Below are 16,321 nucleotides of genomic sequence, written 5' to 3'. Positions count from 1 at the left end.
AGTTGGTTTATGGATTATTGTTTTTTGGGCCTAAGTGTCTCAATAATCTGAGCATCGACCCAATAGATATTTGATAAGCCTGGCTCTATGTCTCTTTCGTCTCTGCCAAAGAATAAATATTTACCATCAGGCGTGATACTCGGACTTTTTTCATTCCAGTTAGTATTGATTGTGTTCCCCAGGTTAATGGGCTTCGTCCATGTTCCGTCTTGGTTTTTGAAGTAGACATAAACATCGTTGTCCTTTCTGCCTTCATCTTCTTTATTTCGATCAGTCACTAACAAGTAATCCTGCGATGGGGAAATGAAACCGTGGTGACCAAATTCAATTCCCATTTCTACTGTTTCGGGAAACGCTCCGTTTCTGTTGGGAGCAGAATACATCTTGAATTGTGACAAATTGAAATAATAAAGGTCACCGTTTCTTGCCTGATTAGGATAAAACACCATGTCGTCATTTATAGGTGAGTCAAGTAGAATGGCCTCACTCCAGGAATCCTCCAGACGATTTACAGACCAAATTTTTTCATCCGAAAAAGCAGAATCCAAGGCTGTAAAATAAATCGTCTCACCATTAGGGCTAACAAATGGATGTAATTCCTCCTTTTTGTTTCCCTTTGTGAAATTCACTCTTTTTATAGGAGTCCATTCATTGCCTTGGAGCTTTGAGAAATAGATATGTGTTTCATCATCTTCATTGCCAGCTCCGAAGTACATTTCTTTTAAATCGGGAGAAAATGAAATTGCACCCTCAAACCTTCCATTGATTGAAACAATGCCGGGCGCAAAAACTTCTGGGGTTAAACCTGGTGGTTTTTGACCCAAATAGAGATTTTCTTCAGGTGTGGGATGATGGTCTTTTGATGCCTGATTTTCAGAGAATGAAAACTGGGCCCAAGTGGAATTATCATCACTTTTTGCATACTGAGGATAGTTAAGTGGTCCTTCCCCCTCATGTCTTACTGCACTCAAGCCAATCATCATATTCCAAGTATTGCCAGCGAATTTTTTGCGTGATATCTGCATTTGACGATGGGTCCCCTTTTGGAATATTGGACCCTTCCTATTCTCAACATCCTCAAGTCCGGAATAAGGCACCCAGAAACCAGCATAATCTTGGAGCTCCCATTTTCCAGATGCAGATTCCCATTCTTTACCGGTGAGTATGCTTTCCCCCATTTGGGCAGAGAGATGAAACTTATGCAGGCGATCAGTTTCTGAATTTTCTATGTAGAGGTCTAGAACGGTGTAGTCTTCAGCTTTGCCTGAAGCGCAAAAGTAGAGATAGTCTTTATCGTGCATAAGAAAAATAGCCGCCTGCCCTGGAAGTTCCACCTTTGTTGCTGCATCCCATTCATCATTACCACAACTCCCATCTAACAGCCCAGCTTTGTCAGTTGTATTAATGGCAATGGTTTCGGCTGTCTTGGATACTTGTGCATTGCTTTGTCGAACAAAAGCACTATTTGTCAGTATAAGCATCACTGAAAGGAGCATGCACGTTCTGTTTTTCATTGTCTAATGGTTGATGAATCTTGGTTTTCTTTGATCTAAAAGCTTGCTGAGTTATTGTTCGGACTTTAGCGTTTCAATAATCTTCGCATCCACCCAATAAGGATTTCCTAATAAATACCTCTTTCCATCTTCTCTGGTCTCAAAGTATCCTCTCCAAAAGGTTATATACTTTCCATCGGGTGTTACTTTAGGGCGTTGTTCAAATACTGGGGTATTTATTTTATCTCCCATATTGATTGCTTCACCCCAAGAACCATCTTGCTTCCTGAAGCTGATATAGACATCGGGCCTATCTTCACCTTCTTTTTCGGCATCCCACATCAGGTAGGACTCATCTGGTGCTATGAATGGGTGTGCGATGTATTTACCTCTGTTAATGGCGCTGCTCATTTTCTGTGGGGGTTCATATTGACCGTTGATAAGACGGGAATAACTCATGTAGCCAGTACCATCAGATAAATCTAAAACGTAGAAATAATAAGTTCCTTTAGCCGAGAGCGCACCTCCTCTAATGGGAATGTCTTTGAAAGGTTCAAGACCATTTAGTGCTGTAAAACTAGGACTGAACTGTTCTCTGTAATTATCCATATCAGACAAGGCAATTGGTTTCCTAGCCCAATCATGGTCTTTGTATTCCATCATAATTAGGGTAGGATCTCCATTTTCTCCATCACCCCTATTGAAAGAAAGTGCTGTCATATCTGGTAGGAACAAGACTTCAGTTTCAAGTTGATCCTGAGTGGAAACAATCCCGGGAGCAAACAACTCGGGAGTTTCTCCTGGTGGTTTTTGACCTAGGTAACGATCTTCAAGGGGTGGGAATTCATCTGGAGCATCATTAATTCTATCCTTTGTTGAGATAGCATTTTCAATAAAAGCCGGGATTACATTTTCCGCAGTTACTGCTACAGAACTATCAACCGGACGATGAGTAGTGGTTACAACAACCAGGTCCAACTCTTCAATCACATAGATATTCTGTCCACTGCCACCTCTAGCAGATTTAGCGAGATAGCTTTTATCTCCTATGGAAAAATCGGCCTGCCACCAGAAATAGCCATATGCCGTACCAGAGACTCCCCTTGTGGTGTCATCATATTCTTCACTTTGATCTACTATTTTACTGGTTGATGTGGCTATGAAAGCTTCCGGAACCAACTGCTCACCATTCCACTTACCCTTATTAAGAGCCAAGGTCCCCCACTTGATCATATCTCGGGGTAACATTCTCGTTCCATTTCCTGATTTGGGCAAACCACTAACATCAGTTTCCCAGCTATAATTGATGATGCCCATTTTATTGAGCAGCTCATTTTTGATAAAGTCTCTTGCAGAGCCTGGAACAACTGCCTCAATGACTTGCATAACCAGTATTGGATCGCCTTTATAGTCGAAAACCTGAGTTGCCTCGGTAATAGGTTCAGAATGCTCTAGAAAGGCTTGGACTTGCCCCTGCCCTTTTAACATCCTGGGGCTCTTCTCCAATTCTTCGTGCTGTTCTTCGCTGAGTTGGATCCCTGAACGCATAGTAAGTGCCTTATGCAGCGTGATTTTGTCAGCACCAGCTACGAGCTTTGACGGATCTAAGTCTTTCAAAAAACTGATCACTGGCTTGTGTAAATCCTCCATGGAGAGATAGCCTAATTGGATAGCCCGACCGAGTGCTAGACTTGTATAGCTCTTGGTTGCTGAGGCTTGCGGATGAGGCAGATTAACACGTCCACGGGAGTAATAGGACTCAAAGACGAGCTTTCCATTATGGGCAATCAGAAAGCTGTCGAAGTTGCCATGCTTACCATCCACAATGGCTTTTGCCAGCTTAAGAATCAATGCCTTGTCGCCACCATCAACACCCAATCTACCTACAGGAATACCATCATTTCTTTTATTTGGTGAAGTGGAGATATATGCTTTCTCAAGTTCTGGAATGTCCCCAAACGAGAGTTGGGCCTCATTGCCTTTGGTCTCTGGTGCTTGGGTTGTGATTTGTTGAGCAAAGGCACTACTGACAGCCACAAGAAAGGCTATAAGAAGTACCCGAGTTTTGTTTTTCATTTATTCAATTGTTTAGGGTTGTTTGCTCTTACTAATTCTTCTTAGGTTACTTTCTCAACTCTAACCAGAAGCTAAGTTGACTAAGGTGTTTCGTTTCAAATCCTGGTATTTACTGACAATGTATTTTGGGGTTTACAGCTGAAACGTGATTAGAGTTGCTGCCCGCAGGCCTTTAATTTGTGAACTGCTCTGGGCTTGAGTGAACTGCTCTAGGAATTATAAAGAGAGATGGAGATTATGACTATTGATCCTCGATTCTTTGTAACCACCTTTTAGCAAGTGAAAAATCTGGATCAATTATCAGTGCTTTTTCGATCATAACCTTAGCACTTTCAAACTGACCTTGAGCCCTGCGTACAAGACCCATTCCGAGATAAGATTCCTTCCCTTCAGGATACACTTCGATGGAATATTGAAAGATTTCTTCAGCGGCAATTAAATCCTTACTTAGTATCGTATGAAAACCATGGTTAAATAGGACCGCTATGGGTGTCTTGATTTCATACCCGTATCGTTTTGATAACCTATCGAAATGTTGTGTCACTTTATCTAAAGATTCCAGGTTTTCACCGGGATTGAAGGGATTAAAGTCGGGATATAAGGTCAGAAGAAACTGTATAAAATCCACCGCTGGTACATGACCTTGGTTCTCCAGTTCATCCACTTTATATGTAAAACTCTCTGGTTTATGGTCCGCTAAAACACGAGAGAATTCAGAAACGTGATTTGTTAATCCCTCATCATCGCTGTAAATGATGTGTAGAAATCTGTTTTCCCTAAGCGTTTTTAACGGACCTGATTTTATTTTTTGTTGAAGCACTTCCGGTATAACCATCAGGGATGGGCTACTTGCTAGGTAGGCATTAAACAGAACGGGGTTGTTGAGTAGTGTATAAACAGTGAAAAAACCACTGTTAGAACCACCATAAAGCACATTATAGGGAGCCGTCCGGTAGTTATTATCAACGTGCGGCATCAGCTCGGTCTCGAAAAACTTAATATAATTATCAGGAATTGTTGTGTCTTGATTCTCCCTTGTTGGCAACAAAATGCGATTTCCTTCGGGCAAATCCATTCCAATAAGTATCATCTCAGGAATTTGTCCCTCGCCCATGTAGTCTAGCGTAGAAGCCAACATGGCGAACCGAGCTCGGTAATCTGAACCTAACATATACAGCACGGGATAGGTTTTTTTGGAATTATCGTAGTTAGCAGGTAAATGGATGGATAATGGAACGGTTTTGTCTAACACTTTTGACTGAAGTGAAGATATTTCACCTAGGGTAACTGCAGGTTCACCCTGCTCTGTTGAATTGGTGTTATGTTGAATATTATCCTGTGCAAAGGCAGTGCTTAACGTAATTAGGTTGGCTATAAATAGCGTTACCACGAGCTTAAGGCTCCTGATGTTTTTGCTAGTTCCTTTCCTGAATTGACCTATATAAATGTTCATAGTATGTTGGAGTTTTTTTGATGTCTTTACTCACAACCTGTATGGTCGGTTGTAATTCATCACCATTTAATTTGTCAACTGCTCTATGCGTGAACGAACTGCTCTGAATACTCACCTGAGTGTAATCCAAGTGTCTTTTCAGGAAAAAAAGGATACGTTTTTGATAAGGGCTTATAGCTTTATCAATAGCTGATAAGCAAGTCACACCTCGTACCGTAGTCTATGGCTTCTTATTTAGGTCTGAGTGCCTCAATAAACCCAGTATCTACCCACATGGTATTTTTCTTACCATTGCTAAGAGTCCGTCTAAAGAAAAAGTATTTTCCATCTGATGTCACACTCCCATAGACATCCGAAAGCTCTGTATTTATCTGATTGCCTAACTTAATGGCAGCGCCCCATGAACCATCTTTCTGGCGAAAACTAATATATATATCAGCATTGCCGTTTTCTGGTTTACTATCAAATATGAGGTAGGACTCATCTGGAGCGATGAATGGGTGGAATTTCAAACTTGTTCCTGTATCAATGTCCAAGGTTATTGGTTCTTCACGTATGCCGTCTATTAATCGTGAATAACGAATATGTACTACAGGCGGCTTATCACCAAAGGATGATACATCATCAAAATAGTAAGCCCCTTGCGATGATGCCGTGAGACGCATAATGGGAATAGAATCAAACGGTGCACCAAGGCTTTTTGTCTCTGACCACCCAGAAGGGGTTTGATCTCTGTATTCATTTCCTACGTACAGAATCTTACCGTCAGGCGAAATCTCACCTCTGGGTATCACAAAAGTTTCAGCCCATAGATTATCATTGTATTGAATAGCAATCATTGCCTGATCTTTTAAGCCCTCATCTATTTTACGGAAATAGAACTCTTCTATATTGGGTGAAAACGCAGAGGCTAGCATACTTTCTTTTGTGTAAACAATACGGGGGGCAAAAACTTCAGGGGTTGATCCTGGTGGTTTTTGTGCGAAAATGGGACCCTCAAAACGTGGAAAACTAGGGTCTTGTTCTGTCTTTTTATGAGTACAGGCGGTGTTGAGCAATAACATACAGATGGACATCAATAGTATGATGGTTTTCATATGTTTGAATTGATCATTAGTGATTGACAAGGAATCGGTTTTATCCTTAGGATTGATCATAAGTCATCCGGCCTCAACCTGTGAATAACTTCTGTGCTTACCCAATAAATATCTGCTGCCGAATTTTCCGTATATCTGCTGAAGAATAAATATTTACCATCTGGAGTGACTCGCGGGGATGTGTCTGGGAATTCAGAGTTTACCTCACTTCCAAGGTTAATTGGACTTGTCCAGGTTCCGTCTTTCTTCTTGAAATAGACATAAATATCGTTGTCTTTTCTTGTCTTGTCCTCATGATGATCTCGATCATCAACTAGTAAAAAGTCTTGAGATGGAGAAATAAAATTATGAACCCCAAACTCAACGTCAACTTCCTTTACTTCGGGAAATTCACCGTTTTGGTTGGGTGCATAATACATTTTGAATGTTGACAGGTTGAAATAATAGAGATCTCCATTTTCAGCTTCATTCGGGCTGAAAATCACATCCTTGTCATTTATCGGCAAATCAACTTGTATTGGGTCACTCCAGGAATCGTCAGAACGGTTTACGTACTGAATTTTGTCAGTATCATCTAAAAAATAAATTCTTTTACCACTAGGGCTTACAAACGGACTCCCTTCAGCGTTACTCCCGCCTTTTGTGAAATTTGCTTTTTTAAGATCAGTCCATTTATTGCCTTCTAGTCTTGAAAAATACACAGTCCCTACCCAGTTCTCGCTTTTTTTCTTAGCCGAAAAATACATTTCGTCTAAATCAGGAGAAAAAGAAACAGACCCTTGAACTCTTCCTTTTAATGAAACAATACCAGGCGCAAAAACTTCAGGAACTAAGCCGGGCGGCTTTTGTCCAAAATATGAGTTTGCCTTACTCTGGTAACTATCGGGAGCTGAATCACTGTTGTTTGTAGTCTTTACTTTTGACCATGCGGGTTGTGTACCATTAGAGACAATTTTTTTTAGTGAAGAACCATCCTTATTCATCATATGGATATTTCTTTCTCCATCTGAGCTTGTTGATGAAAAAATTATTTTAGAGCCATCAGGCGACCAAGATGGATACCATTTGGCAGTCTCACTAAACGTCAGTTGCTTTTGGTTAGAGCCATCTATGTCCATCACATAAATTTCCTTGCTTCCATCCCTATCAGACATAAAGGCGATTTGCTTGCCGTCAGGTGAAACCTCAGGATGCTGTTCTTCAGCTTCATTATATGTTAACCGAGTTATGTTGTTACCATCAATATCAGCTATGCTTATCTGAGTTCTTCCGTTTTCGGATTCCGAGTGATAGACTATTCTACCATCTGGTGTAAAGTAAGGGCCACCACCTTTGATTGGTTTTATTTGAGTCTGCTGGCTTCCATCTGAATTCATAATCCAAACTTCTTGCGTCCAATTTCCTTCCGAATCCTCGTATTCCCTTGAGAATGCAATTCTTGTTCCATCAGGTGACCATGCTGGTGAATTATCCCATTTGTTTTTTTCATGAGTTAATCTCTTCCTATTCGTACCATCACTATTCATTGTATGGATAGACCATGTCGCTCTTTCATCATATTTTGCATAGTAAGCGAAACGTTGTCCGTCAGGCGACCAAGCTGCATATCCTCCACGAGTTATTATTTTGTTTTTCGATTTGCCTTCATTATCAGTCAGGTTAATTCCATTCCATGAATATGCGATCGTATAGACGGCTGATTTAGGTTTGTCTTGAGTATTGTCCTGTGCAAAGGCAGTGCTTAACGTTATTAGGTTGGCTATAAATAGCGTTAACACCAGCTTAACGCACCTAGTATTTTTGATAGTTCTTTTCCTGAATTGGCCTATAGAAATGTTCATGGTATGTTTGGGTTTTGAAGATTTTACTCCAAACCTCTTGATTCGTTGTAAATAGTCATTGTTTAATTTGTCAACTGCTCTGGGTATCAGTGAACTGCTCTATGCTTCTTAGAAAAGACAGATTTATCAAGTTACTTTACATAATAAAGTCACCTCAAAATGATCCAGAAACTCTGGCCTTGTCTTCTTTTAATATCCCTTGTGCTATTGGCATCTTCATGCTCTCAGGATCCGCCTATATTCAAGGAACATCAAACGGTGTTCAAGATAGGTGACCATCCGGCTTGGGCCGAGAAGGACTGGAATGACAACACTTGGGAAAGGAGAATTAAATACGTTCCGGATGGTCAGATTTTCTGGTCCCGAACCAAGATTGATATTCTCACCGCTCCTGAGGAATTTAGACCTTACGGCCTTCAAATAGACCCTTACGCAGAGTATGAAATCTTTTGGGATGGAGTGCTGATTGGGGAAAACGGAAACCCTGGGCAAGAGGCAGAACTTCCTCCTGAAGGTGAGTTGTGGATTACCTACGGTATTCCCAGGCATCTGGCGACCGAAGGAGAACATGTACTGGCTTTAAGGTTAAGTAACTATTATTTTCCGGATCATGTTGGGCGATACGAACTAGAGATAGCAGATTATGATGATTTGCTCACCGACCTACTGATTAAAACTTCCTACATGCACGTCTTTGCAGGAGCATTTCTTATCATATCCATCTATTTCCTTTTTCTATTCTTAAACAATAGAAAAGAATATCCCACACTTATTTTTAGTATTTGCTGCTTTCTCATTTTTGCTCTTGTTCTAACCGTATTTAGTAAGGATTACGTGCCCGTACACTACAGTTTGCATGTCATAAGATTACAAATCATTAACTCATTTTTGCTGGGTATTTCGTTTTTGATTCCCTATTACTTCTCCATCCAATTCCCCTATCCAAGACGTGGATTGTCATTAATTCTGTATGCAGCGTTACTCATATTCTTTTGGCTCAAAGATGGTCATGCTTTTGATTTCAAAACAGTCTCTATGGTACTGAGTATGTGGTGCTTTTCCTTTGGAATGGTTGCCTATGGAGCCTATAAAAATGTAAGAGGAGCACGCCTTGTTCTTGGAACCTTACTTTTGTCGATTGCGGTATTTCTTGCCTCCGGATTTGTTGTTAGCATGTACACTGGGATGGGCCTTATTCTGTTAGGTATGCTATACCTATTAACACTTAATATCAAGGCGCAGCGATTGGCTTATGAGAATTCATTGGTTCAATCCACACGCTTACGTTTGGAATTGTTGAAGAAGAACATCCAACCGCATTTTCTAATGAACACCCTAACTTCATTATTGGACTGGGTAGAAGAATCGCCCAAGAAGGGTGTCTTGTTTATTGAAGCCTTGGCTAAGGAATTTGATCTTTTCAACCAGATAGAAGACCAAACCCTGATACCTATTGCTCAAGAAATAGCACTTTGTAAGACGCATCTTGAGATCATGGAGTATAGGAAGGAGATCAATTACACTTGGGAAGAAGAAGGAATAGAACTTGAACAAAAGGTTCCACCAGCTATACTCCATACCCTTTTAGAAAATGGAATTACGCACAGCTTGCCACTGGAAGAAAACAACATCAAGTTTAAACTCATTTTTGAATCCGCTGATGATCATAAAAGTTATACCTTTTTAACCTTCGCCAATGTGGCTAGTCAAACGACTATCAAGGAAGAAGGTACCGGCCTGAAATATATTAAGGCAAGGTTGACGGAGAGTTATGGTGCGAAATGGGAATTAGACGCTGAACGGGTGAATCATGGATGGAAGAACGTCATAAAAATATACCACTGAGGAAATGAAGGTGTTGATTGTTGAAGATGAATCAAGAATAGCTAAGAGAATCGAGCGGATGACTCAAGATATCTTTGGCAATGACTTGCAGTCATTAACTCTTGCTAACACACTTCAGCAAGCCTTGAAGTTTCTAGAAAACAATCCATTAGACCTAGTGCTTCTTGACCTGAATCTCAATGGAGAAAATGGTTTCGACCTGCTAAAAACGGCTGTGTCTGGGTCATTTGATACAATAGTTATTTCAGCTTATAAAGATCAGGCCATTACTGCTTTTGAATATGGGGTTTTAGACTTCGTACCTAAACCTTTCAACCAAGCTCGGCTGGAGCAAGCTTTTAAGCGAAGCACATACAAAGAAAGTACTGAGTCGATTAAGACTAAATTCTTGGCGATTAGGAAGAGACAGAGGATACAGTTACTACCTATCGAAGATTTACTGTACATCAAAGGGGCAGGTGTTTATGCGGAACTCTTTCTGACCGATGGCTCCAAAGAGTTACACGACAAGTCATTAGAAAAACTGGAACATCTGCTCTCGCACTCCTTTGAACGCATTCATAAATCATATTTGGTAAGAATGTCCGCGATTAAGGAAATCCGGGTGGAATCAGGGAGTAAGTACATTGCGAAACTTGATAATGGCGAACAGCTCCCTATAGGTAGAACCAAGTATAAAGACCTGAAAGCCAAGTGGCTGTAAAGCCTTTAGAGTTACTTAAAGCGTTTTCTAGACGAGATAATTGGCCTCATTCTTGCTTTTAAAGGAGCTATGAAGCCAAGACTCACACTCACTCTTATCCTCATAACTATTGTCATCGGTTGTGCTCCCAGTAGGCTTGTCCCCTATGATTACAGCATTGAGCAAAACAACCTTCAAACCTATATTGAACTGGATGATGCTACCATTTCGATTGAAAATCTAGAGGTAAAAAATGATCACTATGTATTCGGTGTTGGCATCCGAAACAACAGTAAAACGCGCATGCTGATTGACGCGGATAGAATCCTGAAATTTGCCAGCTATGTCTCCCATCAGGAAGATAATGGGCAAAGAAAGTCTCAAGAAATAGAACCCATATTATCACCACAGCAGGCACTCGAATTATTTGAAACAAAACGTAAGGATGGAAGATCAGCCGGCTTTCTACTTTTCTTAATGGGGGCAGCTATAGGTACATTGGATGCTGTGCTAGACGCTAGAGATAATTCTAAAGAATCTTGGACAAGATCTGATCAAAGAAGGTCTGTGACTCGCGATATTGTTTCGGGAGTCGGTATACTGACTACTGAGGTTTTGTCTGAAGCGGCCCATCAGGATGCCGATAGAGCGGAAATAGAATTGAATTATCTGCCTGAAGAACTCTTTGACAGAAAGGTGATTGACCCAGGGGAAGAATACTATGGTAAGATATTCTTTAAAAAATCTGAAGAGCTTCATGGGTACCACAGAATTTCATGGCCATTACAAGAGGTAAGCCTCTTTTTCGATTTTAGACTAGCCACCCGAAAAGAGCGGAAATTCTTAAAAGAGGCTGGACTCTAAAAAGCAAAGACCAAGTGTTTATGACTTAAGTCGAGGTGTCCTGAATAAAAAATAAGCCCCTAGCAGGATCATAGGAATACTCAACAACTGCCCCATGTTTAGGGGCATGTGACTTTCAAAAGCCACCTGATTTTCTTTTAAAAACTCTATTACAAACCTCATAAGAAAAACCAGCCCCAGCCCTGCTCCAAATAGTGCTCCTTCCCTATTACTGATCCGGCTTGACTTCTGCAAACGAACAAGCACAAAGAAAATTAGAAGGTAAAAGAACGCTTCATAAAGTTGAGAAGGATGTCTTGGTGTATTGTCAACATGAGTAAATACAACAGCCCAAGGTACATCACTTGGAGCCCCAAGGATCTCCGAATTCATAAAATTACCTATGCGGATAAATACGGCTAGAATGCTTCCTGGAATTACTAGCCTATCAATGACATACAAGAACCTATGGCCTGTCTTTCTACAGAATAAGTACAGTGCTATGGCTGTTCCAATTACACCGCCATGGCTTGCTAGCCCTTGTATTCCTGTATATTCAAATGGATTAAGCCGAAAAGGCAAAAGTGCTTCTGGGTTTTCCCAATAGAATTGTGGTTCATAAAACAGGATGTGGCCAAGTCTTGCCCCGATCATGATGCCTACGATCATATAGATGGTAAGCTTTTCTATATCGATGCTCGCCTCTTCTCGCTCAATCCGATTCCTTAATAGACGAATGCCTAACAATAATCCTATAACCCAGCAGAGGCCATACCAGCGCAAAAACTCGAACCCCGGAAAAATCTCGGGAGCTACATTCCAAATAAGATAAGCGTTCATGTTAGCCCCCTTGACAGAACAACAAGATCAAGGCGAGCATCACACCGGCTCCTATGATTCTCTGTGAAGCTGATTTTGGTTCGCTTGCATCCAGCAACTGCAATATCGATTGTGCATCATACATTTGCGCTCCCATAATGCTGCTTTGAACTTTAAAGTGTTCCCATGCTGGTTTCAGATCTTTAATCTCCATGTTCAATTTTTTTTAGCTTTCCTCTTAACACGACTTTGGCCCTATTGATACGCGTGCTAATGTTGGTTTGACTTGTAGACAGCGTAGCAGCGATTTCCTTGTTAGAATAACCTTCAAGATGCATGACGAGGATGGCTTTGTCTTTATCGTTGAGGATTGAAATAAACCTCATTAATAGTTGACAATCATCATCACTACCCCAGTGTTGATCGCTCGGCAGAACCAATGCTTGATCGAGTGAAGTAAGATCAATTGACTTTCTCTTTTCGCTCTTCCTTTTTGTCAAAAGGGTATTTAGGCTTACTCGGTAAATCCATGTACTGACTTTAGCTTCGCCCCGAAAGCTTTTGAAAGACTTCCATAGCTGCAAAGCAATATCTTGAAAGGCATCTTGTTGATCTGCTGGTGTATGATAATAGACAGAGCATAGGTTTATGAGAATACCTTGATGCTTATCAAGCAAACTCATAAATCGCTCCTTATCCGAAATCATAGTTAAGCTGTCTTTGATAGGTTAGTATCACATTTCTAAAAAATGTCACACGGAGACCTAAATTAATTTAAAAGCCATAAAGTCATAGCCTAAAATATCAAGTGAGTACTCGCTCAGTATTTTCACCGCTAGTCTTATCAATCAGGTGATGTTCTGATAAATAACAATTAATCATAATTCAGGCACTGCCTTATTCTTGAGCCTATTGGAAGAAGTCAATTGGATACCTCCTACTATACCTGAAGCGTTTCACCCTGCAGGTATAGTATCAAGGGGCAAAGAACATTTGTGACCTCAAGCTTTATTTTTCCTTAAGGATGAGGGCGTTATACCTTCAAACTTTTTAAAGGCACTATTGAAAGAGGATATACTGCTAAAGCCTGTATCAAAGGCAATTGAGGAGATAGTAAATTTTTCATTCTCTATATCGGAAAGCATTTTTTTAGCGTCCTGAACTCTATGATAGTTAATGAAATCATTGAAATTTCGTTTGGCATATTGGTTGATTACTGAAGATGTCTTTTGAGCGCTTTTACCAACTAATTTACTCACTCCGGCAAGTGATAAATCAGATTCTAAATATCTTCTTTCATCAACGATTAGTCTGGAAATTCTATCAAACAGTTCAGTGTTATCATCTTCAACTTTAAAAACTCCCCCACCTATGTCCGTAATCTTCAATTGAAAAGCTTTAAAACTGAGAAAGTATATAGCCATTGAATAGACTATCGGGCCAATGATATAAGGCACTTCTTCATCAACAATATTTAGCACATAGGAGATCCAGATCAATACAAACCCTATAACCAACAATTTTAACCAATCCAATATGGCTTTTTGTGATTTGGTTTGAACTGACTTTTTGTAATTCTTACCAGTGCTTCTGGCAATCCTCCAGGCCATAAATATGTACAAGGCTAGATGGAGGTAAATGAAGAGAATGGCACTCCCAAATATGATGATGGCCCATTTTTCATTTTGTAACGACTCTTGTGTTACAAGGAAGCCTAAAGAAAGAGTGAAAATAAATGGAATGAGCTCTAGTCCATGATTTTTGGATAGCTTAAAACTGGAGCGCGTTAAGCCCATTACATACCACTTGAGCAGAGGTCCTATCAGTAACAAAGTGGCTAAGCCTGCATAAATGAATATAGGTTCTAATCCATCCCCAAAGTTCATCATGACAGACTTTCCTATCCTAAAGGCCATCAAAACCAAGATCAACCCTAACAACTGATTGGGTAGTGTCTTTTTCTTTTTAAAAAAGCACAAATAGACCGCAAATAAAACCCCATGAAGGAGGCCTGCGCTACTTACTATGACCAGAAGTATGTCTAGAGAATTCAAGGCTTAAATTTTACTCAACTTAGAAATATTTACACGAAAAGAGCGCATAGACCATAAACGGTCTATGCGCTCTAAACAAACCCAACTGATGGGTTATTAGAATATTATTGTCTCTTCTATGCGTTATTCTTTGAGAAAGAAACTAATCCGACTATGCTGAAAAATCGTCCAACTTTTCCTTGCATAATCGCCAATACACCATGTGTAGCAATGACGATTCTATCGATTGGTTTGTTACCTTCTAATGCCATAGACATTATTAGTTCTTTTGCTTGCTCTGAGCCCTCCTTTTCGAAAACCTCTAACACTTTTATTGCATTCTCTTCTGCAGTGATTTGCCTGGGCTTAGGTGTATATCCCAATTGTTCAATCATTGTTTCTGCCAGTTTCCAGGTAGACCATGGATTTTGACCTGTGATCAAATTTTTGTCATGACTAATATTCTCCAAATACATCAGCCCTTCATTAAACCGTGCACCCTGAGCGGCAAGTTTGTCCTGAAGAAGAAAAGGAAATATTGTCTTTGCATCTTTGATTAACAGTAACTCCTCATTGTTTGTAAATCCACTTACAACTTTGTTTTCAATTAGCGGACGACCATTGTCTAAAGTTACATTGACCAAAGCGGCTGGTCCATGGCATACAGCACCAATGACTTTACCAGATTGATAGTGATTCAGCACTAATGCCTGGATATCTTTATTCTCCGGGAAATCAAACATCGCTCCTTTTCCACCCACAAAAAACACAGCTTGATAGTCTTCTGCAACCACATCTTTCATCGCAATGGTATGACTTGTTTTATATTGAGCAACCGAATCATTTAAAAAGGCGTAATCGAATTTCCCCATGTCGTCATCATCAAGAACAACTGGTGGTCTACCACCTAGGGGGCTTGCTATATCAACATCGAAACCATTGGCTTTAAAGACATAATAGGCACGCGATAACTCTGTTAATTCATAGCCAGTACTTTTACCACTGGCTCCCATTTCAGCGCTACTGGTTACTACAGCTAATATTTTGCCTCGATGCGGGATAATGTTTTCTGATAGATATGACAGATTCTCAACCGAGCTTGTTTTCACATCTATTTCTGCTTCTTCTGAGGGAAGTAAGCTAATAAACCAGATTCCAAAGGAAGCGAGTACTACTATTAGACTGGTAATTGAAATTATTGTCCATTTAAGGATGGGGCGTTTTTTAAGCATGACGTTTTACTTTGTTGTTTAGCGAAACAAAGTAACGGAGGCTATAAAAGCTGACGAATTTATAATTCCGTCAGAGTTAATGATCATTACATTGGAGACTTATTGGCTTGATACCTAAACTTGTGACCAACCCATACTGGCATCATGAGATTAAATTTATTAAGACCAAGGTATTACTGGAGCGAGTTCAAACGGCTGAAAGCATTCGTCATTGCTCCAGATCACAATCCATATAAATCCTTGACCATATCAGAGAAAATTGAAGGTACGTGGTTCTTATTTGTCGTGAAATTCTTGTTAGCGATCATTGTTGGTGTAACAATTGGGATTTTTTTCGACCCTGAGAATAAGACTACAATTAGCATGGCGGCCCGATTTTCCGCTTCAGAACTCTTCTTTGTTACAGTAATTGCACTTCCTTTATTGGAAGAGGTTGGCTTTCGGCTGTCACTCAGGTTCAGGCCAGTTTTTTTGGCTTTAACCTTGGGTGTATTCGGTTATTATATCGCTAGTAAAGCCCTTTATCATGTCAAGCTAAGTGATATCCACACTCATTTTACTGAACGAGTTACCGTCATAGGAGCAATTCTTATAATCAGTTACCCCTTGCTCTCCATTCCGAAGGTTAAAAAGAAACTTGAGCGTTTGTGGCAAACGCACTTCAAATGGATATTCTATATCTTTTGCTTAACATTCGCTTGGATGCATATCTTCAATTATGAATTGAGTACGCGCCACTTACTTCTCATGCCTCTCATTACTTTACCAAAGCTGGTAAGCGCAGTATGCTTTGGTTATGCCAGAATAAACTATGGGTTCATTTATAGCTTCGCCATACATGCAGCCAATAATATTATTGGTTTCATCTCAAGCGTGCTCATTTCAAGTTCAGATTGATGTCAATCAT

Annotated in this window: 14 protein-coding genes; 4 read left to right on the top strand and 10 right to left on the bottom strand. The window is 40.2% G+C overall.

The window, feature by feature from the left end; genetic code table 11:
* Positions 1-14: 14 nt before the first annotated feature.
* From J4E76_RS02285 to J4E76_RS02265, 5 genes are all read right to left on the bottom strand, one after another.
* Complete coding sequence (locus J4E76_RS02285; RefSeq protein ID WP_208500955.1) at positions 15-1,514, bottom strand: PD40 domain-containing protein; 1,500 nt, start codon at positions 1,512-1,514, stop codon at positions 15-17.
* Between the two features lie 51 nt (positions 1,515-1,565).
* Entirely contained in the window at positions 1,566-3,569 is a 2,004-nt protein-coding gene (locus J4E76_RS02280; protein WP_208500953.1) for a serine hydrolase, read from the bottom strand.
* A gap of 241 nt (positions 3,570-3,810) precedes the next feature.
* A complete protein-coding gene (locus J4E76_RS02275; protein ID WP_208500951.1) occupies positions 3,811-5,022 on the bottom strand; it encodes an alpha/beta hydrolase-fold protein in 1,212 nt (403 codons plus the stop codon).
* Positions 5,023-5,252: 230 nt separating this feature from the next.
* Positions 5,253-6,119 carry a hypothetical protein gene (locus J4E76_RS02270; RefSeq protein WP_208500949.1) on the bottom strand — a complete coding sequence of 289 codons (867 nt, stop codon included), beginning with the start codon at positions 6,117-6,119 and terminating at the stop codon, positions 5,253-5,255.
* A 56-nt stretch (positions 6,120-6,175) separates the two neighbouring features.
* Positions 6,176-7,960: a DUF5050 domain-containing protein gene (locus J4E76_RS02265; protein WP_208500947.1), complete on the bottom strand. Its 1,785-nt coding sequence runs from the start codon at positions 7,958-7,960 to the stop codon at positions 6,176-6,178.
* 258 nt (positions 7,961-8,218) lie between these two features.
* Between J4E76_RS02265 and J4E76_RS21100 the strand changes: the two genes are divergently transcribed.
* From J4E76_RS21100 to J4E76_RS02250, 3 genes are all read left to right on the top strand, one after another.
* Complete coding sequence (locus tag J4E76_RS21100) at positions 8,219-9,805, top strand: sensor histidine kinase (protein ID WP_208500945.1); 1,587 nt, start codon at positions 8,219-8,221, stop codon at positions 9,803-9,805.
* A 4-nt stretch (positions 9,806-9,809) separates the two neighbouring features.
* On the top strand, positions 9,810-10,508 hold the full coding sequence (locus tag J4E76_RS02255) for a LytTR family DNA-binding domain-containing protein (RefSeq protein ID WP_208500943.1): 699 nt from the start codon (positions 9,810-9,812) through the stop codon (positions 10,506-10,508).
* A gap of 69 nt (positions 10,509-10,577) precedes the next feature.
* On the top strand, positions 10,578-11,351 hold the full coding sequence (locus tag J4E76_RS02250) for a hypothetical protein (protein ID WP_208500942.1): 774 nt from the start codon (positions 10,578-10,580) through the stop codon (positions 11,349-11,351).
* Between the two features lie 18 nt (positions 11,352-11,369).
* On the opposite strand, the gene lgt is transcribed toward J4E76_RS02250, so the two are convergent.
* From lgt to J4E76_RS02225, 5 genes are all read right to left on the bottom strand, one after another.
* Positions 11,370-12,170 carry a prolipoprotein diacylglyceryl transferase gene (lgt, locus tag J4E76_RS02245; RefSeq protein WP_208500940.1) on the bottom strand — a complete coding sequence of 267 codons (801 nt, stop codon included), beginning with the start codon at positions 12,168-12,170 and terminating at the stop codon, positions 11,370-11,372.
* A gap of 1 nt (position 12,171) precedes the next feature.
* On the bottom strand, positions 12,172-12,363 hold the full coding sequence (locus J4E76_RS02240) for a hypothetical protein (RefSeq protein ID WP_208500938.1): 192 nt from the start codon (positions 12,361-12,363) through the stop codon (positions 12,172-12,174).
* Positions 12,353-12,856 (bottom strand): RNA polymerase sigma factor, encoded by a 504-nt coding sequence (locus J4E76_RS02235; RefSeq protein WP_208500936.1) that lies wholly within the window; start codon positions 12,854-12,856, stop codon positions 12,353-12,355. Before J4E76_RS02235 ends, J4E76_RS02240 begins: the two co-directional genes overlap by 11 nt.
* 294 nt (positions 12,857-13,150) lie before the next feature.
* Positions 13,151-14,203 (bottom strand): helix-turn-helix domain-containing protein, encoded by a 1,053-nt coding sequence (locus J4E76_RS02230; protein ID WP_208500935.1) that lies wholly within the window; start codon positions 14,201-14,203, stop codon positions 13,151-13,153.
* A gap of 116 nt (positions 14,204-14,319) precedes the next feature.
* Positions 14,320-15,414, bottom strand: a complete 1,095-nt coding sequence (locus J4E76_RS02225) for a type 1 glutamine amidotransferase domain-containing protein (protein ID WP_208500933.1) — start codon at positions 15,412-15,414, stop codon at positions 14,320-14,322.
* Between the two features lie 144 nt (positions 15,415-15,558).
* Between J4E76_RS02225 and J4E76_RS02220 the strand changes: the two genes are divergently transcribed.
* Positions 15,559-16,311 carry a CPBP family glutamic-type intramembrane protease gene (locus J4E76_RS02220; RefSeq protein WP_208500931.1) on the top strand — a complete coding sequence of 251 codons (753 nt, stop codon included), beginning with the start codon at positions 15,559-15,561 and terminating at the stop codon, positions 16,309-16,311.
* Positions 16,312-16,321: the final 10 nt, after the last annotated feature.

This window comes from Roseivirga sp. E12 (assembly GCF_017592825.1).
GTDB lineage: Bacteria > Bacteroidota > Bacteroidia > Cytophagales > Cyclobacteriaceae > Roseivirga.
This window is presented reverse-complemented; position numbering and strand designations above follow the sequence as displayed.